Source organism: Anatilimnocola aquadivae, from assembly GCF_049819085.1.
Classification (GTDB): domain Bacteria; phylum Planctomycetota; class Planctomycetia; order Pirellulales; family Pirellulaceae; genus Anatilimnocola.
Window position 1 is genome coordinate 4,180,729 of the sequence record NZ_CP187419.1, and the last position, 21,297, is coordinate 4,202,025.

Below are 21,297 nucleotides of genomic sequence, written 5' to 3' on the forward strand. Positions count from 1 at the left end.
GAGACAACGGACCTTTACTTGCGAGCCATCCGCAGGAGTACGGGCAGGCCAAACACTTCTTCAAAGAGCGAACCGTTTTGCTTGAGCGCCAATTGTTCGAGCGACAAGTCTTCGACGAGCGGAATCGAAATCACGAGGCGACCATCTTCGCGCGAACAGGTGACTTGATGAATCCTCTGACTGCGCGACTCGTCCAGTGCCTTGGCGACGCGCAAGATGGCCGACAGCTTCGCCACGACCACGCGTTCATCACGGTCGAGCGTGGCATAGCCTTCGTGGGTGGGTTGCGGCGATGCTCGGCGGTGATAGCGGGCAACGAGCGAAGCGAGCAATTGTTCTTTACGACCGAGACCAAAGAGTTCGCTGTTGCGAATCAGGTACATCGAGTGCTTGTGATAGCTGCGGTTGCTGACAAACAGGCCGATTTCGTGCAGCAGCGCGGCCACGCATAAAATGACCTCAGCCCGCGGCGAAAGCTGGTGGTCTTCGCGCAGTTCGTGAAACAGTGTCGAGCACAGTTCGGCAACATGTTCGGCATGCACGTTGTCGTAATCGTATCGCTGCCCCAAATCCATGGCCGAGCGGACAATCTGCTTGCTGAACTCTTTCGACCAGCCTGCGCCGGCCGCCATTTCCAGCAGCAAACCGTCCCGCAACGAGAGATCGGTAATCTGCAATTCTTTCAGCTGCAGTTGCCGCGCGAGCATTACATAGGCCAAGAGCGCTGGGCCGATTGTTTCCGCTTCGGGATAGGTCAAGTGATACTTGCGAACCAGACTATCTTCGGACTGCCCCAGCAGTTTGTTCGTGAGATCTTCGAGAGCCGATAGTTTGAGTCGAGCCAGATGCTTGCCGTCCCAGCCTGGTTGCAGCGTGCGAGCTGCGAAACGCACATCGCCCCCCATCGCCACCAGTTGCACGGGTCCCTCGACGGCTACGGTTTCCGCGATTTCCTCGACCGTGCGCTGGATATGGTTCTCCATGATGTTGCGCAGTTTTTGGGTCGGAGCGCGGAACGCTTCCAGCGTCTCTCTCAATCGCAACGAGCCGAGGCGATAGGTATGCGCATAGACGACGTCGCTCCCTTTCATCAGCAGCAATTCGGTACTGCCGCCGCCAATCTCGGCCACCACAACGTGCGACTTGCTCAATTGCTCGTCACGGGCAATCTGTGGTTGAATGCCCAGGTAAGCAACGCGATTCACTTCCGATTCATCGAGTGCCTCGACCTGCAATCCCGTGGCAATGTAGACGCGGTCGAGAAAGGCCAAACGATTGCTGGCTTCACGCACGGCGCTCGTAGCGACGCAACGAATCTGATCGGTCGATTCGATCTGATATTCGCGGAGGATACGACGATAGCTGCGCAGCACGCGGACGCAGTCTTCGATGGTGCTCTTCGAGATCGAGCCTTTGGTGAACGTGTCGCGTCCCAGGTTGACCACTTGCGAGAGCGACTCGAGGTTGCGAACTTCACCGGCCGCCGTGATCTCGGCGACGGCCATGCGAATGGCCGCGGTACCAATATCAATTACCGCGACGGGTTTTACGCCGCGGGCTGCGGGAACGGGAGTTTCGACAATCGGAGAAGTCATGGGCTGGAACCATCAAGGGGCCGGCGACTAACTTTTAGCTGGAGCGGTCGTATCTGCGAAACAATGCTCGGCCCAGGCAGCGGTTCCTCGCGCAACGGCATCGTCGCCCAACTTGGCGATTAACACTTTGAAGCCCTTGGCATACGGGGGAGCAGCCCGCAACTTCGCGGCTTCTTCCACGCCAGTGACGAACAACTCCGGCATGGCTTCGACCAGGCCGCCACCCAGCACGACCACATCGGGGGCCAGCAGATTCACAATATCGCCAACGACTTGACCGATCATGCGGGCAGCCCGTTGGATGATTCTCTCGATGGCTTTATCGCCCGCTTTAACAGCAGCGGCCAAGGCACCACTCCGAATCTTGCTCAGGTCCGTTTCTGCATGCTGATACAAATAGGGGGCTTCGCCGCGAAACGCAGCCATCGCTGCCGCAGCAGAGATCGCCAGTCGGCTGGCCTCGGTTTCTAGGCAGCCAATGCGTCCACAGCCGCATTGCAGTCCGTTGGGATTGACCTGGATGTGCCCGAACTCGAAGGCCGATAGAGTACGACCTCGCAAGATGGCTCCGTCGTACACACAGCCGCCGCCAATTCCCGTACCCGGAAAGACGCCGATCATGCAGCGCGAATTCTTGCCGGCGCCAAAGCGGTACTCTCCATACACGCCCGCATCGACGTCGTTGAGCACGACTGCCGGGCACTGAAACTCTCGCTCGAGAATCTCCTTCACATGCACATTCTTCCAGCCCAGGTTGGCGGAATCGACGATGTGCCCGCGATCCAAGTCGACGGTGCCAGGGCAGCCGATGCCAATGCCGCGCAGTTGTGCAGGCGAGCGACCTGCTTCGCCCAGCGCGTCACGGATCGTTTCGATCACGCGCTCCATGCCCATTTTGGCGCCGTCGGCACCCTTGGTCTTGCGACGCTTTCGACCCAAGGGACGAAAGGCTTCGTCGAAGACGGTAGCCATCATTTTCGTACCGCCCAGGTCGAAACCTAGCCAGCAGCGATCGGGTTGCGTTGAATCCATGCCCATCAAGCTCAAGGAAGTAATAGCGGTGAACGAAACCAATCGGCGGGCGTTGGTCGTCGGGAGTGAACGATTCTAGCCGATCAGTGGGATGTAGCCAGTCCGTAGCCGTTACAAGCCAAGCGGGGTTCGCGGGTTCTTCACATTTCCAGCCGTGCCCCACTCATCCCAGAGCGCCTGTACCTGACGGCGAAGATCCTCCAGGGAGCCATCATTCTGGATGATGTTGCTGGCCTGCTCGCGTTTCACGGCCAGCGGCAACTGCGTGGCCTCACGGCGAGCCAACTCGGCAGAATCCCAGCCTCGGAGCTTGGCCCGCTCGGCTCGGGCGGTCTGAGGGGCGTCGACAAACAGAACTCGGTCGCACAAACGGGCCCAGTCAGCTTCGAGCAGCAAAGCGGCATCAAGCACGACCACGGATTGGTTTGCTTGTTCCAGCGTGTCTAGCTCTGCTCGCAACCGCGTGGCAATCCGCGGATGCGTGAGCTGATTGAGAAACAGTCGTTCCGCTTCTCCACTGGGAGCAAACACAATCTTGGCGACGGCCGAGCGATTAATTTGACCATCGGCACTGAGGATTTCCAGTCCCCAACGCGTGACAAGTTGGTCGATGACTTCGGGCTCCTTCAGCACGGCATGGCCCGCGCGGTCGGCATCGAGCACCACGGCACCCAGTCGCACGAGCTCGCGCGCCACCGCGCTTTTGCCGCTCGCAATCCCGCCAATCAATCCGATGGTTAGCATGCACCAAGCATAACCAAGCCTATTTCGACGGACCAGCGCCCAAAATCATCCGCACCAGTTCGATATCGTTCTCGACCTTGAGCTTTTCCAAGAGCTTGGTGCGATGCTTGGCAATCGTCTGAATGCTGACATCGAATTCCGTAGCGATTTGCTTGACGGTCCTGCCAGCCACCAGGCGATCCATCACTTCGCGTTCGCGATCGGTCAGCACGCGGAGCATCGGTTCGAGTTCGTGCAGTCCGTTGCTGGCTTTGCGGGCGGCAGCATCGCGAGCCAGTGAGGTACGAATGAGATCGAGCAACGCCTGATCGTCAAGCTGCGTCTTCTCGAGAAAATCAACCGCCCCATCACGAAACGCGCGGCGACAGGCAGCCAGATCGCCGTGGGCCGTCAAAAAGATAATCGGAATCTGAGATCCTCGTTCACGCAGTACCCGCTGCAGGTCTAAGCCCGTCATCTCCGGCATGCGCACGTCTGCCAGCAGGCAGCCGGATCGATTGCCATCGAACTGATCAAGAAATGCCTTGGCCGACTGAAAGCTTTCTACCTGAAAGCCGTCAGCTTGAATTAAAAACGAGAGCGAACGAAGCGCGCCCGGATCGTCATCAACTAAGAATACTGTCTGCGTCGTGGCGATGGTCAGCGTCATGAGCTTGTTCCTCAAGCAAAGGAATAGAAAAGTGGAACGTCGCCCCGTTCGTCGCGGGCTCCGTGGAGAGGTTGCCTCCGTGCGCTTCGATAATCGAGCGACTAATCGACAGACCCATCCCTAGGCCTGATTGCTTCGTGGTGAAAAAAGGTTCGAACAGACGAGTACGGACATCGGTCGAGATTCCCGGTCCCGAGTCTCGTACCTGGCACTGAATCTCGTCGGTAGCAAGTCCCGTCGTGATTGTCAGGACTCGCTCCCGCTTTGGCAAAGATTCCATGGACTCCATCGCATTGCGAATGAGATTCACGAGCACCTGCTGGATTTGCACGCGGTCGATCAACACCGTCGGCAGATGCTCTGCCAGGGATAGCTTGATCTGAACCTGCTGCGATCGAATCTCGCTGCCCAAAAGCTGCAGCACTTCCTGAATCACGCTGTTTAATGGCAGCGAAGTACGTTCGCCCAACTGCTTGCGGGCGAACTCGCGAGCGCGCCGCACGATGACGGCAGCGCGGGTCGACTCTTGGGAGATCTGCGAAATGATGTTGCGCAGCTCGGGGCTAAAATCTTGTGGCCCTGCCCAGCGGCGCAGGATGCCGGCGGTGTAGTTTTGAATCGCAAACAGAGGTTGATTCAACTCGTGAGCCAAGCCCGCTGCCATTTCGCCCATCACACTCAGCCGCGAAACGTGAGCGAGTTCCGTTTGTTGCTGTTGCAAGCGTTCTTCCGCCTTGGCCTGGTCAATCAGCGCTTGCTGCAAATGACTATTGGCCACCTGCAGGTCGGCGGTCCGTTCGGCCACGTGGCGTTCCAGTTCGACTTTGGCCCGTAGCAAGGTTTCGGTCGCCAGTCGCTGGTCGGTGATATCAAAGCAACTGCCGACAAAACCGCGGAACTCGCCGTTGATGAGCAGCTTGGGCGTTCCCTCGTGGTGCATCCAACGGTACTCATTGTCATACCTGCGCAGCCGATAATCGAGCCGAAACGAACTCTGCGACGCCGCAGCATCGGCGTACTTCTGCTCACACAAGACGCGGTCGTCGGGATGTACATTTTCCAGCCAGCCGAGCCCCAGCTCCTGTTCGTACGAGCGCCCGGTGAAGTGCAGCCAGCGAGAGTTGCAATAGCTGAAGTGGCCGGCGGGAGTGCTGGTCCAAATGAGCACCGGTGCAGAATCTGCCAGCCGACGAAACCTTTCTTCGCTCGACTGCAATTCCAGCAGCGCGCGCTTCTTGTCGGAGATGTCGATGACATTTCCCAAGAAGCCAGTCACCTGTCCCTGTTCATCCCGAATGGGGACTGCGGTGCCGTAGACCCAGACCGTACGGCCATCGGGCGTCAGATAGCGGTACTCTTGTTCAAACTCCGTGCCCGTATCCACCGCTCGCTGAAACGCGATGTTGACCGCCTCGCGATCATCGGGATGCAAGCAATCGACCCAGCCGTCTCCCTCACCCAGCATCGAACTCCTGCCGGTAAGTTCGCACCAGCGGGGATTGAGATACTTACAGGCTCCGTGCTGATCGGTTTCATAAATGCCGACGTTCGACGAAGTCACCAGCGTGCGATAGCGGCGTTCGCTCTCTGCCAAAGCTTCGACCTGATCGACTCGCTGGGTAACGTCTCGCGACAAGCCAACCAGACCCACGATATTGCCGGCTGCGTCTCGATAGGGGCTTTTGGTCGTTAAAAACCAGTGGCGTTTTCCGTCCAGCTCGACGCTCTCTTCAAACGTGAGCGCATGGCCCGCAGCAAAGACAAGATGATCTCGTTGGCGCACTCCATCGGCATATTGCGGCGGGATGATCTCGCCGTCGAGTCGGCCGATGATGTCCGATACGGGTCGATGAACCAGCGTGGCACCCGCCTGGTTCATCAGCAAGTATCTGCCCTCGAGATCTTTGACATAGATCAAGTCGGTCGTGTTATTCAGCACCGATTGCAAAATATTCAGGTTGTGGCGCAACTGATCTTCAGCGGCATGCCGGCCATCAATGACGGTGGCGAAGATCATGGGCGTGAGCATCACAACGAGCGTGAACGATTGAAACGACATCGCTTGCAACTCCGGCAGTGGCGACGCCAAAGCAAACAGACCGACGCCATCCACGGTGAAATACAAGCAAATCATCACCGTCATGGCTGAGGCAATCGCAGCGCCCGCGCGGCCCAATCGAAGCCCCGCCCAAGCGAGTCCAGGTGCCAAATAGATGAGCCCAATGATTGCCCAGGCGATCGAATCTGCCACGCCACCAAAAGCCAGGCAGGACACCACAAACAGCAGCGGCAACAGCAGGCCCGCTTCCAGTACTCGCCGATCGGAGATCTTCCAGCGCTGCCACGACTCGGCAGAAAGCAGACTGGCGCAGGCAATTTGCACAGGGCAAACGAGCAGAATGCCAACGGAGTCCGCCTGCCACCAGAGTTGCCACAGCGTCCAGAAGCTCTGAGCTGGGAAATGAAGCCAGATTGCATAGGCTCCCACGCCGGCACCGACTAGCGGAGCAAGGAGAGCGACCGCGCCGACCACCAGCACGTCGCGTAGCTTCAGAAATTGAAAGGGGCCTCCGCTGAGCGAGCGCAAACAGGCGGCCCCCAAACACGCTTCGCAACCGTTCGCCACGGCAAACCACAGTGCCAGCCAGGCAGGCTGCTGATAGAGAGAAACCTCGGTGGCAATATTTAGCGAACTCGCCAAAAAGACAAACTGCCACCACTGGGCCCGTGGGCAAACTGCCAAGGTCGCCAGCAACAGACCCGCGGCAGGCCAGAACGTCGCAAAGTTGAGCTGTGGAAACGACAGGGCATGCCCCAACAAAATGGCGCCCAGATAGGCAATGCCAAACAGCAAAACCCCAACGAAATGTCGTGCGCCCGGAGCCATCAGAACGATTCAGCGCCCAGCTTGCAGAACGATAATGGTGCCAACGAATGCTGCGGAGATTCGCTCTGGAAACGACGTTTGCCAGGCGTGTTCGAAATCCTTCGAACACGAGCTAATCGGAAGCCAGCGTAGCAAAGAGTGTTCGCAACGTCGCCACAGCAATGCGACTTTATCACCCCTGAATCGCCCGCTTCAAGCAGAAAGCAGGGCGAACGATTACTTCGCGGTAACTACTACTGCCTACTTCTTCGAATCGGATTCGCCATCCTTGCCGGGGCGTTTCTTCTCAAAGAACTGCTGCAAGTCACCGAAGGACCGCATCGGAGCGCGTCCCTCTTGCTGAGCCTTGGTGATGGGCTTCTCGACCTTGGGCTTGGTCGGTGCTCGTTCGATCACGCGTGGTTGCGCTGGTTCGTCGCGACGACGATCCGGCCCACGGCCACGCCCTTGTTGCGGGCGAGGAGGACGTTGGCCTTGCGATTGGCCATCGCGAGGTCCCTGCCCACCACGGTTATCGCCGCGAGGCCGATCACCACGCGGACGGTCCCCTTGGGGTCGATCGCCGAATGGACGTGGCGGACGTTCGCCACCCGCTCCCGCACCCGCTGGCTGCGGAGCACGAGGTTGGCCACCTTGCGGTGCGCCTTCCTGCCGAGGACGACGTGGTCCACGTTCCCGCGGCGGACGCTGAGGCTTTTCACTTCCCGGCGCAATCGCCGTGAGCGAAACGCGGCGGCGGTTCTTATCGACTTCGACAACCCAGACCTTCAGAACGTCGCCGACGCCAACAACTTCGTGCGGGTCGCGAATGTAGCGGTCGGCCAGACGGCTGATGTGAATCAGGCCGCTGTCGGAGAGGCCAATATCGACGAACACACCGAAGTCGACCACATTCAGCACCGAAGCTTGCATTTCCATGCCGGGCTGCAAATCTTCGAGCTTCATGATGCCACGGCGGAAGACCGGCGCGGGGAAGCTTTCGCGGGGATCGAGGCCGGGACGCGTGAACGAATTCAGAATGTCCCGCAGCAAGTGGGTGCCGGTGCTAAGTTCGGCAGCCAACTGATCGACGACAACCTGAGCCGCGAGTTCCGCGATTCGGTTCTTCACGGGCTGAGTCGTGACGGTGTCAGCAGCCGAACCAGCCGATGGCTGTTCCGACGTGGTCTCGCTAGGCACTAGCGGTTCGGTCGTCGCGAGCGAGCTTGCGGGGGCATTTTCACCCGTTTCGCTGACCAGCGGAGCGGCCGGCTCAAGGGGCGCAGCGGCAGCATCGGTGGTGGGCGTCTCGGTGATGATCTCGCCTTCGGCTGCCGGAGCGATCGTCTCAGCGACTGGTGCTTCGGCAATTGGAGCTTCAGAGACGGGCGTTTCAGAGGCCGGTACTTCGGCAGGCTTCTCTTCCGGCAAGGCACCGAATTCGCTCTTCTGCGGCTTGGGTGGCGGTGCGGGGACGACTTTAGCGAGTTCGGTTTCGTCGGTCCCCATCTTCTGCAGAACTTGACGAGCCTTTTCGTAGCTTTCGGGATGGATCCAAGTCGCATCGAGCGGATTCTCACCGCCGATGATCTTCAAAAATCCGGCTGCCTGCACAAAGGTGGCGTCGCCGAAGCCGGGGACTTCCTTAAACTGTTCGCGATTCTTGAATGGTCCGTGCTCGCGACGATATTCATAGACGCGACGAGCCGTCAGCGCGTTCATGCCCGAGACATAACGCAGCAAAGCCGGGCTGGCTGAGTTGACATCAACGCCGACAAAGTTCACGCACGATTCAACAACCGCGTCGAGCGAATCCTTCAGATGCTTGGCCTTCATGTCGTGCTGATAGAGACCAACACCCAGGTTCGCTGGGTTGATCTTCACCATTTCCGACAGCGGATCGAGCAGGCGGCGGCCGATCGAGATCGCTCCCCGCTGCAGGGCGTCGTAGTGAGGCAACTCTTCGCGGCCCAGCGGGCTGGTGCTATAGATGCTCGCGCCCGCTTCGTTCACGATCACGTAAGCGACGTCCCGGTCCTTCAACTCCGACGACAGAACGTCGGCTACCAGTTGTTCGGTTTCCCGACAACCCGTTCCGTTGCCGATGCAGATGACCGAGACGTTGTATTGCTTGACCATGTCGGCCAAACGCGTCCGAGCCTTCTCGTGACGATCGTCCTTGCCGATCACGTACATCATGCTGTGGCCCAGCACGTTGCCGAACTCATCGAGGGCTACGAGCTTGCAGCCACTCTTAAAGCCCGGATCGACCGCGAGCACGCGGCGGCCATGAGTTGGCGGCTGCAGCAGCAGCTTGCGCAGGTTGCGAATGAAGACATCAACGGCATGCTCTTCGGCATGATCGGTCTGTTCGCGGCGCACTTCGCGCTCAAGGCTGGGCAGAATCAGGCGCTGCAACGCATCGCGCACGCAGCCTTTAAGGAAGACGCTGTGCGGATGATCAGCGGGCACCAAAAACTGCTCGGCTTCGTTGCCCATGGCCTCAATATCAGCTTCGACCTTCACGCGAATGGCGCGGGCTCGTTCGCCACGGTTAATAGCCAGAATCCGGTGGGGCGGAATCTTGGCCAGCGGTTCGGCGTAGTCGTAGAAGTCTTTGAAGGCGTTTTCGGCAACGACCTTTTTCTTCTTCTTTTTCTTCTTCTTTTGCGACTTGACGTCCGGAGCCACAATGGGCGAGGCTGGTTTTTCAAACAGGCGACCGGTCGGCAAGATGTCGCCAGCTGTCTCGGCAGTTACTTCAGCAGTGGCAGCAACTTCGGTGGCAATAGGTGTGGCCGAGAGAGAAGTATCCTCGACATCGGCTGGTGCTTGCTTGGGATCAACCGGCAAATCGCTATCGGGCGGAGGCTGTTGCAGCGATGGTGTGGAAACCTCGACGGGAGTGGCTTCAACTTCCGCAGGTGGTTCAGCGTCAGCCGATTCCTGCTCAGAGGCTTCTTCGCCAATCGCCGTTGTTTCGGTTTGTGACGACTCCGTTTCCGGAGCGTCGATTGCGGGAGTATCCGCGGCGGCAGCTGCCGGCTCGACGACTTCGATTTTGGTGCAGACAAGTTTTCCGCTGCGCTGAAAAATACGGCGCAGGCGGCCGCGCAATTCGGGATTTTCCCCGAACTTTTCGGCCAGCAGGTGACCAACGCCCAGCAGCACGTCGCCAATCGTTGCCAATTGCTTGTCGGGATTTACGAAGTCCGCAGCCCGCTTATCCAGGTCGGCAGCAGCCGGATCGGCTTCGAGAATCTCGCGGGCGAGTGGTTCCAGCCCGCGTTCGCGAGCCAAAGTCGCCAGGGTCTGTTTGCGTGGCTTGAACGGCAGGTACAAGTCTTCGAGCCGCTTGGGGGTGTGCGCGTTCTGAATCTGCTCGGCCAGTTCAGGCGTCAGCTTGCCCTGCGATTCAATCGACTTCAGGATTGTCGCTTTGCGCTCAGCGAGCATGCGCATTTTAATGACGCGGCCCTGAATCTCGCGAATTTGTTCTTCGTCGAGACCACCCGTTTCGTCCTTGCGATAACGAGTGATAAACGGCACCGTATTGCCGTCATCCAGCAGCGCGATGGTGCGCTCAACTTTTTCCGCAGGCAGGTTGACGTCGCGAGCCAATTGACTCAGGTCGACGCGAAAAGGCTCGGTCATGCAAAACTCAACAGTGCCGCGGACGTAAAGAAAAACCAGAAACCACATTGCGCGCGGTTGCCCAGCGCAAAATGCAAGCGGCGCAATCTAGCGCTGCAAGCCCGTCTTGTCAAGGTTCAACGCTAGCCCCGCAGGCTGTAATCAGCCCCTCCACCGTAGTCATCTTGCTCCGCAAGATGAGCCTTCTCGCCTGCGCGGAGCGGTTCACGCGGCTGTCATCTCGACGGAGCGAGATGACTACTCGCAGCAGCCCCAAGCGTTGCTTTGCCCCGCTACTTCGCTAGACTGACCAGGGATGCAACTCCTCCTGCTTGGCACCACCGGCTATCATCCCAGCGCGCGGCGTCATACCGCTTGCCTGATGTTTCCTGAAATCGGCCTGGTGCTCGATGCCGGCACCGGCTTCTTTCGGGTGCGCGATTGGTTGCAGACTCCCGAACTTGACGTGTTCGTCACGCATGCCCACCTCGATCACGTGATTGGCTTGACGTTTTTGTTCGATGTCGCTTACGAATCGGGTTTACAAGCCACGCGCGTTCATGGCGATGCCGCGCAATTGCAGGCCATTCAGGATCATCTGTTTGCGAAACCCTTATTCCCCGTGTTGCCACCGCTGACGTGGCATCCACTGGCGGGGCCAGTGAAAATCGGCGGTGGAGGCACCCTGCAGTACTTTCCGCTCGAACATCCGGGTGGTTCCTTCGGCTATCGACTTGACTGGCCAGAGCGGTCGCTGGCCTATGTCACCGACACCACCGCCAAGCCTGACGCCGCTTATATTGATGCCATTCGCGGAGTGGATCTGCTCATTCACGAATGCTATTTTCCCGATGGTTACGAAGAACTGGCGATCAAGACCGGCCATAGCTGCCTGTCGCCCGTGTTGGCAGTGGCCAAGGCGGCGGAAGTGAAACGCTTGTTGCTGGTGCATGTCAATCCGCTCTCGAATGACGACGATCCCCTCGGACTCGATTTGATCGACGATCCCGGTCTGCCCGTTTCGATTGCCTACGACCTGCAAAAAGTTAATCTTTGATAAACATTGTTCCTCACTGCCTCTAGAAAAATGCCCCTAGGAACGAAGGTGTTCGTCGTGAAAAGTCTCTCCTTGGCCTTACTTGCCGTTTGCTCGCTCTTCGCAGCAGTTGTCATGGCTGCTGATCCACCCGCGAAAGATGCCAAAGTGCTGCGGCACATCGTGATGTACAAGTTCAAGCCGGAAATGTCGGCTGCTCAGATTCAAGAAGTGGTCGATACGTTCGCAGCGCTCCCCAAGAAGATCGACGAGATCGTCGATTTTGAAATGGGGACGAATGTAAGTCCCGAAGGGAAGTCAGAAGGCTTCACGCACTGTTTCGTCGTGTCGTTTCGTGATGAAGCGGGGCGCGACGAATACTTGAAGCACCCGGCCCATCTGGCGTATGTGCAGGTGGTGAAAGATCGCCGCGAGAAGGTGATTGTGTTCGACTATTGGGCCAAGCCCTGATGGCTGCGTGGTCCAAAAAACTGTGGTCTAAACAGCCGAGTGAGGAAGACTCACAAAAAGCCTCCTCGCGACCGGCTGTTCCCGCACTGCTGCAATTGGGCTGCGCCCATCTGTTGGGCGTGTTGGCGGTCACCGCGGTCCTGCTGGTCTGCAATACACTGTTTGTGTCGATCGCGCATCAAACGTGGACGGCTCTGCGCCACGGCAAAAGCTACGATCCGCGAATTGCGCAAACGATTCTGATCATTGGTCCGCTGCTGCTGTTGTTTCTGCAGTATTGGCTTTACGACCGCGTGCGCGACTGGCTGCTGCGGCCCAAGCTCAAACAAGAAGACGCCCAGGTTTAACAGAATGAAACAGGCTGCCTCGTTCCGTTCGACGGGTAGCGGCAGTTACAATGCGAGGCTGTCGCTGTCTTCACCTCTCAGGAGTTCGCTACGATGCCTGGCGTTTCGTCCCTCGTTCGGATTGGTCTTTGGTCGCTGCTCGCCAGTGGCCTGCTGGGTCTCGCCAACACTGCGCAGGGGCAGGAAGCGAAAAAGGCGGAAGTGAAGCCGCTGAAGGTGCTACTTGTCACCGGTGGCTGCTGCCACGACTATGACCGGCAAAAGCTGATCCTCAGCGAAGGTATCGCGCATCTCGCCAAGACCGAGTTCACCATTGTGCAAGAAGGTGGCAAGAGCACCAACCACAAGGTTTCGATCTACGAAAAAGACAACTGGGCCGATGCCTACGACGTGGTCATTCACAACGAGTGCTTCAGCGATGTCAAAGAGCCCGCCTTTACCGAGCGAATCCTCAAGCCCCATCGCGAGGGCAAGCCCGCGATCGTGATTCACTGCGCCATGCACTGCTATCGCGACAAGACCGACGAGTGGTTCAAGTTCATCGGTGTGACCTCGCACAAGCATGGTGGCCACTTCGCCTTTGAAGCCATCAACCTGAAGGCGGACAACCCGATCATGCAAGGCTTTGGCGAAAAGTGGAAGACGCCTCAGGGCGAACTCTATCACATTGCCAAGACCTGGGAGAATTGCACGCCGCTGGCCCATGCTCATAGCCCGGAAACGAAGAGCGATCACGTCTGCATCTGGACAAACACGTACGGCAAAGGCCGTGTGTTTGGCACCACCATTGGCCACTACAGCAGCGAAATGCAGGATCCGGTCTTTTTGAACTTCGTGACTCGCGGCCTGCTTTGGTCGTGCGATAAGCTGAACGACGACTATCTGATTAAGCGGACGGAGCCGGCCAAGTTCAGCTTCGAAAGCAAGCCGGGCGATCCCCAGCCCACGCCAGCCAAGAAGTAACTTTCCCCGTGAAAACGATTCTCACCACCGATATTCGCGGCCAGTTCATCCTCTTAGGGACTGGCACGAGCGTCGGCGTTCCTTCGCTGGGCTGTGGCTGCGACGTTTGCCTCAGCACCGACCCGCGCGATAAGCGGACCCGAGCCAGCGCGCTCATCGGCCTGCCGGAAGGGAACCTGCTGATCGACACCGGGCCCGATCTGCGCTTTCAGTTGCTGCGCGAACACGTGGGCATCGTCCACGCCGTGGTCTACACGCACGAGCATGCCGACCACCTGTTTGGGCTCGACGATTTGCGATTGTTTCCGTTCTATCTGGGCCATGCGATTCCGCTGTACTGCGAAGCGCCGGTCGAACGCCGCATTCGCCGCGCCTTCGACTACGCCTTTCATGAAGAGCACACTCACCAGGGAGCCGCTCCACAGCTTTCCATTCGTCCGCTCGACTTAGAGCCAATGTCGATCCTGGGCGGCGAAATCATTCCCCTGCGCATGAAGCACGGGCCAAAGTTCGAAGTGCTAGGCTTTCGGATCGGCAACATCGCCTACTGCACCGATACCAATCACATTCCCGGCGACACGATGGCGCAGCTACAGGGTCTGGACGTGCTGATTATCGACGCCCTCCGCTGGCGGCCGCACGTCACCCATTTTTGTGTTGAGGAGGCCATTGCCGTGGCCGAGCAGATCCGCCCCAAGCGGACCATCTTCACGCACATCTGCCACGAACTGGGACACGCGGAGACGAGTTCCAAATTGCCCCCCGGGATCGAGATGGGTTACGACGGACTGCGCATTCCGCTGACGTAACAACCCACCTCGCGGTGATAGCAGATCACTTTCTCATCCGGGCATTACAAAGTCGAAACCTGGCGCATTATTGGTCCGGTTTTGAAATCATTCTGTCGGTAGAATGAGTAAACGGGCGAATATTTTACCAGCCGTCCGTGTCTGCTCATTTTGAGTTCCGTCATGTTTCCAGCATCTCTCCATCGTTGGCGCGTCTCCGCAGTAGCGACTGCGGTGCTGTTGGCGCTGCTAGCGAGTGGTTTTGCGGAAGCTAGCGGCGAGCGATTTCGCGATCTCGACCAGCGACACACCGCCAGTGAGATCGCGGTTGCTACCACCCAAGCGCCCACATGGAGCTTGAATGCTCCGTCTGCTCAGCGAGTGGTGCCGCTTGTGCCTGCTTTTGGCGTAGTGCCCGTCGACGTCAATCGGGTGCCGATGCTGCGCTGCTGCAGCCAAAGTGAATCGTTCCATCGGTCTCGCGATAGCCGCCATCGCATTCAGCGCGTCGAACGCCTGCTGCTCTTGATCTAACGGGCCCTCTTGCCTGCTCAGAACAGCTTTTTTCTCAGTGGCACCGCTGCGCACTTCCTTGCTCTGGCCCGTTGGCCTCGCTCGTGCGCACTGCCTTTCTACGATCGCACACAAATCCAACACTCTATCGAGACCTTTATGAATCAGAGCACTTCTGTCGCCACTGTCGAATCGGCACGCAAATCCACCAGCAGCACCAACCCAATTCCCAAATCGCATGACCTGGTTATCTTGCTTTGCAACGTGGAAAAGTTCCTCGCCAAGGAAGATGTCCGCAGCGCCCTCGCTGCCCTATCCCACTCGAAACTCAATTCGCCTTGGGTGATTAACGCGATGGGTGTCTGCCAGTTGCGGCAGCACAATCCCAAAACGGCCGTTGATCTATTCCGCAGCGTCGTGCTCACGGGGGGTGGCATTGTCTTTCGCAACGACATTCCGCTGATCTTCAAAACGAACTATGCCACAGCCTTGCTGGCCGCCAACAACGTGGGAGGTTGCCAAGCGATTCTGGCTGAAGTTCGCGAGAGCCATCCCGCCGCCGACCGCCTGCAAGCGGCGATCCAGCAATGGAAAAGTCGGCTCACGCTGAAGCAGACACTTGGCCGGTACCTCGGCTTTGAAGTCAGCACGCCAGTCGTTCTGGACTTCCCCCTGGGCGATCTTGAGTAGGTCTTAGGGCTGCTGAAAGTTTTTCGTTTGACAAAGAATCACGCATCGAGCAGATTTCAGTTCGATGCGTTGAGTGCAACGGGCGCGTGGGCAACGAAGTGGCCGACGCACGCTATCGGTGCGCACCAAGCGCGGAAACTGATAGTTCGCAAGTTGTACAAAATTGGTTATCAAACGGTTATCAACATTCCGCCAGATTCTGCGATTTGTTTTCTCTAAGTTCAGTTCCGGCTGCACCTTCGAGCAAACAGTTATCGCGCACAAAAGGCCAAAAAAGTTATCAAAACCGGTTATCAAAAGCTTCGTTCAGTTACTGCTTGTTCCTTGAAAACCTGGTGGGCCCGCACGGCAAGAATGGCGATGCCATTTTCACGACCCGATCCCTTGCGAATCGACGTAAGTCCAAATGCATCGAAACGGTGGGTGTTCACAAACCGGTAGGGTTTGTGAACACTCCGGCGCGCCGCACCCGAGAGATACTGCAAGTCGCGTTCACAAACCGGTCCGGCTTGTGAACAAAGTTTTCCCAAGGGCACGGTTGGAGTGGAAGACTTACGACGACTCGAAATTCGATGCTCGACCATTGACGCAGCCCGCAAGAATTACCGCGGCTGTGGTTGAACTCGATCGACGACGGCGACGCGGACATCGCAAACATTGGTGTGAGTGGGGCCGGTCTTCAGCAGGCCGCCGACCTGCTCAAAGAACGAGTAGGCGTCGTTACGGCGCAGGTAGTCGGCTGGGTCGAGTTGCAGTTGTCGCATCCGGGCAAGCGTCTCGGAATCGATGATCGCGCCAGCGGCATCGGTGGGGCCGTCTTCGCCATCGGTGCCACCGGAGAGGAGCACCGCCCCTTGGAGTGTGTCGGCTCCTTTTTCCAGCATCTGGCAGAGCGCTGCAAGCACCAGCTGCTGGTTCCTGCCACCTTTGCCGCGAATCGAAGCCGGGGCGAGTTGCACGGTGGGTTCGCCGCCGGTGATCAGGCAGTCGGGCCCCGCTTCGTGGCGCATCTGCTCGGCGAGATTGGCCGTGTGCACGCCAATTTCCTCAGCAGGACCTTCAAGACTTCTCGCGGCGAGCATCGCGTGCGAGTAGCCGCGATGTTCCGCTTCGATCCCACCTGCATCCACGGCCACCGCGTTGTTCCCAATGATCACATTCGTGACGCTTGCCGCCGGGCGAGGCGCAGGACCCGCAGCAACGCGTGACTGCAAGTAAGAAGTCGCTGCCGGAGCAACCTCAACCGCAGCAAACTTCTGCAGCACAGCCAGGGCCTCTGACGGTGTCGAGCGATCTTCTACGGTCGGTCCCGAAGCAATGATTTGCAGCGGATCGCCCAGTACATCGGAGATGACGAGAGCAATCAAACGTCCCGCGCGACAGGCCCGCGCGAGACCGCCCCCCTTGATGCGGCTGAGTTGCTTCCGCACCGTATTCAGTTCTTCGATGTTCGCGCCGGCAGCGCTCAGGTGCCGAGTGAGTGCCTGCTTATCGGCCAGGCTGACACCAATGGCCGGTGCAGGGAGCAGCGCCGAGCCACCGCCGGAAATCAAACAGAGGCACAGGTCATTGGGCCTGAGCGAACCGGCAATCGTCAGAATGTGCTCGGCGCCGGCAACTCCATCGGCCGTTGGTTCGTTCCTTCCCGCAGGACGCGCGGCGTGCAGCTGAATGGGGCCCGCCGCACTCATCGATTCGGCTGTTACGCAGTCCGCGGGGATATTCAGCCAACCGCTGACCCGCTTTTCTTGCACCACCTTCTCGCCGAGCGCCTGACACAGACCGGCAGCCATTCCCGCGCCGGCTTTACCCGCGCCGACGACGGCAATTCGACCAATCGAGGCCAGCGAAAGAAACTCGTCGCCGATGCGCAATTCATCCCGTTCAACGGCTACGTTGTCGCGCACCAACTGATCGCTGCGGACCGCATTGACGGCCGCGTTCCAAATGGCAAGAGCATCGGCGCGAAGCTGGGCGGCAGAGCGAGGAGAGGGCATAGTGCGGAATGTGAAAAAGCAGACAGACGTGGCAGCGGAAAGCGATTGCCAAATTTACCATGTCGGTGGATTTTATGTGACCTCTATATAGTGGACAACAGTTCATTCGTCGGTTGTAATAGCAATCGCCGCGAAGCCTCCACAGCGGATTGCGGTATGGTATGAGGAAATACAAGCCTTCGTTCTGCGTGAGTGCCGAGTGATGCCCGACGAGATCATTGCCAAAACGCGTGCGGTGGTCGACGAGATCTATCGCAATGATTCGCGCCGCGTGTATGCCACGCTGGTCCGCCTGCTCAACGACTTCGACCGGGCCGAAGAAGCGATGCACGAGGCGTTCGCCGTCGCGGTTGAGCAATGGGCAGCCGACGGCGTACCAGCGAATCCGGTTGCCTGGTTGGTGTCTACCGGACGCTTCAAAGCCATTGATGCGATGCGCCGAAGGGTCCGGTTTGATGCTTCGCTGACTGAACTGGCAGCCCGGGTCGAAGACGTCGCGAGTTCGAATGCCGCCAAAGCGGGCGAAGAAATTGCTGACGACCGACTGCGGCTGATTTTTACCTGCTGTCACCCGGCCATTGCTCCGAGCACGCAAGTGGCACTCACCTTGCGTGAAGTCTGCGGACTTACGACCGAAGCCATCGCTAGTGCGTTTCTGACCGCTCCAGCGACGCTCGCCCAGCGGATTGTGCGAGCCAAAGCCAAGATTCGCGACGCGAAGATTCCTTACCAGGTTCCGGGCCGTGAAGATTTGCCCGAGCGTTTGGAATCGGTGCTGCAGGTGGTCTACCTCGTATTTAATGAAGGCTATTCGGCCTCTTCCGGCACGGAGCTTACGCGCCCCGATCTTTCTGGCGAAGCCATTCGCCTGGGACGTTTGCTGGTCGAGCTACTTCCCGAGCCAGAAGCCGTCGGTCTGCTCGCACTGATGTTGCTGCATGAATCTCGCCGCCAAGCGCGCAGTTCGCCGAGCGGCGAGATTGTCTTGCTTGAGGATCAAGATCGGTCGCTCTGGAACCGCACGCAGATTGAAGAAGGGAAGGCGTTCGTCCAGCAAGCCCTGGCGACTCGCCGCTTCGGTCCATTCACGATTCAAGCCGCGATTGTCGCCGTCCATGCCGACGCTCCCAGCGCCGCACTGACCGAGTGGAATCAAATTGTCAGCCTTTACGACGTGCTGCTGCGGGTGAACCCATCGCCGGTCGTTGAATTGAACCGGGCCGTCGCAGTGGCTATGCGCGATGGACCACCGGCCGGTTTGTCACTGATTGATGACTTGCTCGCTCGCCAAGAGTTGACCGATTATCACCTGGCGCATGCCGCCCGGGCCGACCTTTGCCGGCGGATGGGGCGGTCCGACGAGGCACGAGCCGCCTATCAGCAGGCGTTGCAACTCGCCCGGCAGGATCCCGAACGTCGCTTTCTGGAAAAACGGCTGGCAGAATTGGCGTAAGGCCAGAAAAAGCACGCCAGCCTGTCGATTGCCGCGAGTCCTGCTCGACTAAGACTGTACACGACAAATTACCCCCTCCAACGAGGCCACCATGCAATACATGCTGATGATTGCCGCCGATCAAATGATGGAACATTTCACCGCCGAGGAAGCGGCCAGCCAGTACGAAGAATATCGTGAATTCACCGAGCAGCTTCGCCGCAGCGGGCAGTTGGTGAGTTGCAATCGGCTGAAGACACCCGCCGATGCCACCACCGTGCGCGTGCGAGGCGGCAAGGCGCAAGTGACCGACGGGCCGTTCCTCGAAACGAAGGAACAGGTTGGTGGCTACTATGTGGTGGAAGCGAAGGATCTGAACGAAGCGATTCAAATTGCTGCCCGCATTCCGGGTGCTCGTTATGGCTGCGTCGAAGTTCGTCCCGTCGCCGTCGACGATCAGACTCGCGCAGCGCTGGGTTTCTAACCCGGTGTTTCCGACCCTGTTTTGAACGAGCTTGTCGAATTGAATGGCCGCTGCTCGACAACTAACAAACCGCCAACTCAAACCATCGCCGAGAACTGAAGATGCAAGTTCCTGAACCGACCGCCGAACATCACTGGCTGCAGAAACTTGTGGGCGAGTGGACCTGCGAAGCGGATTGCCAGACGGCTCCCGATCAGCCTGTGGAAAAAGTTACCGGTACCGATTCGGTGACCTCGCTAGGCAAACTCTGGGTGATTTGCCGTGGTGACGGTGAAGTGCCTGGTAGCGGCGACCGCAATCATTCGATTCTAACGCTGGGTTTTGATCCCCTGAAAAAGAAGTTCGTGGGTTCGTTCGTCGCCTCGGTAATGACCTACTTCTGGCCCTACGAAGGTACGCTCGACGCCAGTGGCAAAAAGCTGGAACTCGCCAGCGAAGGGCCCAGTTTCTCGGGCAAGCCCGAGTTCGACCAATATCTCGACGTCATCGAAATGATCACCGACGACCACCGCACACTGACCTCGCATACGCGTGATGAGAATGGCCAGTGGAAACCCTTCATGACCATGCACTACTATCGGAAGAAGTAGAGCAATCACAAACCGTTTCGACATAATTCAGTGAGGAATGTTCGATGAAGTACATGCTGCTGATCTATAGCGACGAAGGCGACTGGACCGAAGAAGAGCGGTCCGCCTGCATGGCGGAGTCGGCCGGTCTGTGTCACGAGTTGAACGCGCGCGGGCAGTTTTTGGCCGCTTCGCCACTTCACTCCGTATCGCTGGCCACGAGCGTGCGAGTGCGCGAAGGACGCCGCCTGGTGACCGATGGTCCGTTCGCGGAAACGACCGAGCAACTCGGCGGCTACTTCGTCATCGATGCCAACAACCTCGACGAAGCGATTGCCATCGCCGGTCGCATTCCCGGTGCGCGCAAGGGAACGGTTGAGATTCGCCCAGTCTTCGAACTCAACACGCTGCCAATTCCTAACGAGCAACTGGCCAACGCCAGATAGCCACCACCAGATTCTCGTTTGCCAAAACTCAAGCTGTTGCTGCCTCGCTTGCCAACGATTGGCCAGTGATCGCTGTACGGCGGCCCATTGCCATTCAGTAACCTTCTGTCGGGAGATTTGCCATGAAAGTCGTCGTCTTCGTCAAAGCCACCAAGAGTTCCGAAGCGGGCGAGTTTCCACCCGAACCTCAGTTCAGTCAGTTGATGGCCGAGATGAGTGCGTACAACGAGGAACTGGTAAAGGCGGGCATCATGCTCGGTGGTGGCGAAGGCTTGCAACCAACATCGAAGGCCGTTCGCGTGCATTTCTCGGGTAAGAATCGGACCGTGACCGATGGCCCATTTACGGAAACGAAGGAAATCGTCGCCGGCTTCTGGCTGTGGCGGGTAAAGTCGATGGAAGAAGCAATCGAGTGGGTCAAAAAGTGCCCAAACCCGATGCTAGAAGATTCGGACATTGACATTCGCCCCATCTACGAAGCCGACGACTTCGGCGAAGCATTTTCGCCAGCGTTGCGAGAGCAGGAAGCCGCCCAGCGGGCGGTGGTGCTGGGGCTGAATGCGCCGCAGTTTGTCGATGCCGAAGCATTGCTGATCGCCGGCCTCAATCGCAACTACACGATGGAAAATCGCTCCGAGATTCCCGGCCAGTGGGAGGCCTTCGGTCCGCACATCGGCACGACTCCCGGTAAAGTTGGCACAGCGTCGTACGGTGTGAGCTGGAATGTGAAGAACAACAGCTCGTTCGATTACTTAACGGGCGTGCAAGTGCAGTCGAATGCGGAGCTGCCCAGCGACTTCACCAAAGTGAGCCTTCCTGCTCGCCGCTATGCCGTGTTCAGTCATACCCAAAGCGTGAAGAAGCTGCCGCAGACGATCGATACCATCTGGGATCAGTGGGCACCTGATAGCGGACTCAAGATCGCCCAATCGCCATGCGTCGAACGCTACACCGCCGACTTTTGTCCCGATGGCAAAGGGATGGAAATCTGGATTCCGCTGGAAGCGTAGGCAAATAGACGAGAGTTGATTCCCTCCAATCT

The 21,297-nt window shown here is 58.4% G+C and carries 19 protein-coding genes; 12 read left to right on the forward strand and 7 right to left on the reverse strand.

Features of this window, described 5'->3' with window-relative positions:
- Positions 1 to 14 precede the first annotated feature (14 nt).
- From NA78x_RS16580 to NA78x_RS16605, 6 genes are all read right to left on the reverse strand, one after another.
- The gene (locus NA78x_RS16580; RefSeq protein ID WP_425613483.1) at positions 15 to 1,595 is read right to left on the reverse strand and encodes an exopolyphosphatase; all 1,581 of its coding nucleotides are present in this window, start codon (positions 1,593 to 1,595) and stop codon (positions 15 to 17) included.
- A 27-nt stretch (positions 1,596 to 1,622) separates the two neighbouring features.
- Positions 1,623 to 2,627 carry an ROK family protein gene (locus NA78x_RS16585; RefSeq protein WP_425613484.1) on the reverse strand — a complete coding sequence of 335 codons (1,005 nt, stop codon included), beginning with the start codon at positions 2,625 to 2,627 and terminating at the stop codon, positions 1,623 to 1,625.
- Positions 2,628 to 2,738: 111 nt separating this feature from the next.
- The gene (gene coaE, locus NA78x_RS16590) at positions 2,739 to 3,371 is read right to left on the reverse strand and encodes a dephospho-CoA kinase (protein ID WP_425613485.1); all 633 of its coding nucleotides are present in this window, start codon (positions 3,369 to 3,371) and stop codon (positions 2,739 to 2,741) included.
- A gap of 19 nt (positions 3,372 to 3,390) precedes the next feature.
- A complete protein-coding gene (locus tag NA78x_RS16595; protein ID WP_425613486.1) occupies positions 3,391 to 4,020 on the reverse strand; it encodes a response regulator transcription factor in 630 nt (209 codons plus the stop codon).
- A complete protein-coding gene (locus NA78x_RS16600) occupies positions 3,977 to 6,907 on the reverse strand; it encodes a PAS domain S-box protein (protein ID WP_425613487.1) in 2,931 nt (976 codons plus the stop codon). Before NA78x_RS16600 ends, NA78x_RS16595 begins: the two co-directional genes overlap by 44 nt.
- A gap of 240 nt (positions 6,908 to 7,147) precedes the next feature.
- Positions 7,148 to 10,540 carry a Tex-like N-terminal domain-containing protein gene (locus NA78x_RS16605; protein ID WP_425613488.1) on the reverse strand — a complete coding sequence of 1,131 codons (3,393 nt, stop codon included), beginning with the start codon at positions 10,538 to 10,540 and terminating at the stop codon, positions 7,148 to 7,150.
- Between the two features lie 295 nt (positions 10,541 to 10,835).
- Between NA78x_RS16605 and NA78x_RS16610 the strand changes: the two genes are divergently transcribed.
- The 7 genes from NA78x_RS16610 to NA78x_RS16640 all read left to right on the forward strand — a co-directional run bounded on the left by NA78x_RS16610 (position 10,836) and on the right by NA78x_RS16640 (position 15,327).
- Entirely contained in the window at positions 10,836 to 11,576 is a 741-nt protein-coding gene (locus tag NA78x_RS16610) for an MBL fold metallo-hydrolase (RefSeq protein WP_425613489.1), read from the forward strand.
- Between the two features lie 57 nt (positions 11,577 to 11,633).
- On the forward strand, positions 11,634 to 12,026 hold the full coding sequence (locus tag NA78x_RS16615; RefSeq protein ID WP_425613490.1) for a Dabb family protein: 393 nt from the start codon (positions 11,634 to 11,636) through the stop codon (positions 12,024 to 12,026).
- Positions 12,026 to 12,373 (forward strand): hypothetical protein, encoded by a 348-nt coding sequence (locus NA78x_RS16620; RefSeq protein ID WP_425613491.1) that lies wholly within the window; start codon positions 12,026 to 12,028, stop codon positions 12,371 to 12,373. Before NA78x_RS16615 ends, NA78x_RS16620 begins: the two co-directional genes overlap by 1 nt.
- A gap of 93 nt (positions 12,374 to 12,466) precedes the next feature.
- Positions 12,467 to 13,336: a ThuA domain-containing protein gene (locus NA78x_RS16625; protein ID WP_425613492.1), complete on the forward strand. Its 870-nt coding sequence runs from the start codon at positions 12,467 to 12,469 to the stop codon at positions 13,334 to 13,336.
- A gap of 8 nt (positions 13,337 to 13,344) precedes the next feature.
- Entirely contained in the window at positions 13,345 to 14,145 is an 801-nt protein-coding gene (locus tag NA78x_RS16630) for an MBL fold metallo-hydrolase (RefSeq protein WP_425613493.1), read from the forward strand.
- A gap of 162 nt (positions 14,146 to 14,307) precedes the next feature.
- Complete coding sequence (locus NA78x_RS16635; protein ID WP_425613494.1) at positions 14,308 to 14,658, forward strand: hypothetical protein; 351 nt, start codon at positions 14,308 to 14,310, stop codon at positions 14,656 to 14,658.
- 138 nt (positions 14,659 to 14,796) lie between these two features.
- A complete protein-coding gene (locus NA78x_RS16640) occupies positions 14,797 to 15,327 on the forward strand; it encodes a hypothetical protein (protein WP_425613495.1) in 531 nt (176 codons plus the stop codon).
- 602 nt (positions 15,328 to 15,929) lie between these two features.
- On the opposite strand, the gene NA78x_RS16645 is transcribed toward NA78x_RS16640, so the two are convergent.
- The gene (locus NA78x_RS16645; protein ID WP_425613496.1) at positions 15,930 to 17,324 is read right to left on the reverse strand and encodes a glycerate kinase type-2 family protein; all 1,395 of its coding nucleotides are present in this window, start codon (positions 17,322 to 17,324) and stop codon (positions 15,930 to 15,932) included.
- A 202-nt stretch (positions 17,325 to 17,526) separates the two neighbouring features.
- Here NA78x_RS16645 and NA78x_RS16650 point away from each other — a divergent pair, with 202 nt between their 5' ends.
- The 5 genes from NA78x_RS16650 (at position 17,527) to NA78x_RS16670 (ending at position 21,265) form a co-directional block, all read left to right on the forward strand.
- Positions 17,527 to 18,777, forward strand: a complete 1,251-nt coding sequence (locus NA78x_RS16650) for an RNA polymerase sigma factor (RefSeq protein WP_425613497.1) — start codon at positions 17,527 to 17,529, stop codon at positions 18,775 to 18,777.
- A 91-nt stretch (positions 18,778 to 18,868) separates the two neighbouring features.
- Positions 18,869 to 19,240: a YciI family protein gene (locus NA78x_RS16655; protein WP_425613498.1), complete on the forward strand. Its 372-nt coding sequence runs from the start codon at positions 18,869 to 18,871 to the stop codon at positions 19,238 to 19,240.
- Positions 19,241 to 19,341: 101 nt separating this feature from the next.
- Positions 19,342 to 19,830: a DUF1579 domain-containing protein gene (locus tag NA78x_RS16660; protein ID WP_425613499.1), complete on the forward strand. Its 489-nt coding sequence runs from the start codon at positions 19,342 to 19,344 to the stop codon at positions 19,828 to 19,830.
- A gap of 44 nt (positions 19,831 to 19,874) precedes the next feature.
- A complete protein-coding gene (locus NA78x_RS16665) occupies positions 19,875 to 20,255 on the forward strand; it encodes a YciI family protein (protein WP_425613500.1) in 381 nt (126 codons plus the stop codon).
- A 122-nt stretch (positions 20,256 to 20,377) separates the two neighbouring features.
- A complete protein-coding gene (locus NA78x_RS16670; protein ID WP_425613501.1) occupies positions 20,378 to 21,265 on the forward strand; it encodes a GyrI-like domain-containing protein in 888 nt (295 codons plus the stop codon).
- The last annotated feature ends 32 nt before the right edge of the window (positions 21,266 to 21,297 follow it).

Bases quoted from the DNA above. Each gene is read 5' to 3' on its own strand.
- NA78x_RS16580 (WP_425613483.1), bottom strand. From the start codon at position 1,595: ATGACTTCTCCGATTGTCGAAACTCCCGTTCCCGCAGCCCGCGGCGTA.
- NA78x_RS16585 (WP_425613484.1), bottom strand. From the start codon at position 2,627: ATGGATTCAACGCAACCCGATCGCTGCTGGCTAGGTTTCGACCTGGGC.
- coaE (WP_425613485.1), bottom strand. From the start codon at position 3,371: ATGCTAACCATCGGATTGATTGGCGGGATTGCGAGCGGCAAAAGCGCG.
- NA78x_RS16595 (WP_425613486.1), bottom strand. From the start codon at position 4,020: ATGACGCTGACCATCGCCACGACGCAGACAGTATTCTTAGTTGATGAC.
- NA78x_RS16600 (WP_425613487.1), bottom strand. From the start codon at position 6,907: ATGGCTCCGGGCGCACGACATTTCGTTGGGGTTTTGCTGTTTGGCATT.
- NA78x_RS16605 (WP_425613488.1), bottom strand. From the start codon at position 10,540: ATGACCGAGCCTTTTCGCGTCGACCTGAGTCAATTGGCTCGCGACGTC.
- NA78x_RS16610 (WP_425613489.1), top strand. From the start codon at position 10,836: ATGCAACTCCTCCTGCTTGGCACCACCGGCTATCATCCCAGCGCGCGG.
- NA78x_RS16620 (WP_425613491.1), top strand. From the start codon at position 12,026: ATGGCTGCGTGGTCCAAAAAACTGTGGTCTAAACAGCCGAGTGAGGAA.
- NA78x_RS16625 (WP_425613492.1), top strand. From the start codon at position 12,467: ATGCCTGGCGTTTCGTCCCTCGTTCGGATTGGTCTTTGGTCGCTGCTC.
- NA78x_RS16635 (WP_425613494.1), top strand. From the start codon at position 14,308: ATGTTTCCAGCATCTCTCCATCGTTGGCGCGTCTCCGCAGTAGCGACT.
- NA78x_RS16640 (WP_425613495.1), top strand. From the start codon at position 14,797: ATGAATCAGAGCACTTCTGTCGCCACTGTCGAATCGGCACGCAAATCC.
- NA78x_RS16645 (WP_425613496.1), bottom strand. From the start codon at position 17,324: ATGCCCTCTCCTCGCTCTGCCGCCCAGCTTCGCGCCGATGCTCTTGCC.
- NA78x_RS16650 (WP_425613497.1), top strand. From the start codon at position 17,527: ATGCCCGACGAGATCATTGCCAAAACGCGTGCGGTGGTCGACGAGATC.
- NA78x_RS16655 (WP_425613498.1), top strand. From the start codon at position 18,869: ATGCAATACATGCTGATGATTGCCGCCGATCAAATGATGGAACATTTC.
- NA78x_RS16660 (WP_425613499.1), top strand. From the start codon at position 19,342: ATGCAAGTTCCTGAACCGACCGCCGAACATCACTGGCTGCAGAAACTT.
- NA78x_RS16665 (WP_425613500.1), top strand. From the start codon at position 19,875: ATGAAGTACATGCTGCTGATCTATAGCGACGAAGGCGACTGGACCGAA.
- NA78x_RS16670 (WP_425613501.1), top strand. From the start codon at position 20,378: ATGAAAGTCGTCGTCTTCGTCAAAGCCACCAAGAGTTCCGAAGCGGGC.